We start from the raw sequence: 1,096 nt of genomic DNA on the forward strand, positions 1-1,096 counted from the left end.
TCGCCGGACGTGCGCGCTGCCGCTCAGGAGTTCGTGACCGCTGCGGCCAGCGGTTCGCCCGTGGATGCTTGCACCTTGCTCGCTCCGCGCGTGGGGGACGCCGTCGGACCGGCAGGCTGCGAGCCGATCCTGGCGACTGTGCCGCACGCACCTATCAGCTCGGCCTCGGTGTGGGGCGAGGAAGCCCAAGCACGTTCGGCCGCCGACACCCTGTTCCTGCACGAATTCCCGGACGGCTGGCGCATCACCGGCGCCGGCTGCCACCAGCGCAACAAGCAGGTCTACGACTGCACGGTCGGTGGACGATGAAGGCCCGATTCGTGTTCACCGCCTACCTCGTCCTCATCGTCGCCGGACTGGCGTACTTCATCACGCTCGGAGCCCTCGGACGATGAGCACCCTCCGCACACACCTACGCAACAACGGCCTCTCCCTCGCCTTCGGCGCACTGTTCCTGCTCAGCCTCGCCGGCCAAGCCTGGTCCGGCCTCACCGACGTCAACAACCAGCAACTCGCCCACGGCACCCCGCCCGTCGGACTACTGGACTACCTGACCTCCTCGTCGTTCGCCGTCGACGTCGCCGAAAACTGGCAATCCGAATACCTGCAATTCTTCCTCTACGTCTTCGCCACCGTCTGGCTCGTGCAGCGCGGCTCCCCCGAATCCAAGCCCACGCACAAGATCGGCCTGGAAACCGACCACGACCAACTGCTCGGCCGCCACGCCCGCAACGCCTCCCCCCGCTGGGCGAAAACGGGCGGCTGGCGAACCGCCGTGTTCGCCCGATCCCTCGGCCTGGTCATGGCCACGATCTTCCTGCTCTCCTGGCTCGCCCAGTCCATCGCCGGCGTCAGCGCCTACAACGCCGAACAACTCAGCGACTTCGGCGACCCCCTCACCTGGGGCGAATACCTGCTCTCCGCCGACTTCTGGAACCGGACCCTCCAAAACTGGCAATCCGAATTCCTCGCCATCGGCTGCATGGCCATCTTCAGCGTCTACCTCCGCCAACGCGGCTCCCCCGAATCCAAACCCGTCGGCGCCCAACACCACCTCACCGACGAAACCGGCTGACCACAGCACGTGGTTGTCAGC

At 66.7% G+C, this 1,096-nt stretch carries 2 protein-coding genes; both read left to right on the forward strand.

The genetic code is table 11. The features are described from left to right. The coding region (locus tag AB0383_RS50095; protein WP_366191723.1) for a hypothetical protein at positions 1 to 309 on the forward strand (309 nt) is incomplete at its 5' end. 82 nt (positions 310 to 391) lie between these two features. Continuing rightward, a complete protein-coding gene (locus tag AB0383_RS50100; RefSeq protein ID WP_366191725.1) occupies positions 392 to 1,075 on the forward strand; it encodes a DUF6766 family protein in 684 nt (227 codons plus the stop codon). Positions 1,076 to 1,096 lie beyond the last annotated feature (21 nt).

The sequence above is a fragment of the Amycolatopsis sp. NPDC051373 genome, from assembly GCF_040689465.1.
GTDB lineage: Bacteria > Actinomycetota > Actinomycetes > Mycobacteriales > Pseudonocardiaceae > Amycolatopsis.

Bases quoted from the DNA above. Each gene is read 5' to 3' on its own strand.
- AB0383_RS50100 (WP_366191725.1), top strand. From the start codon at position 392: ATGAGCACCCTCCGCACACACCTACGCAACAACGGCCTCTCCCTCGCC.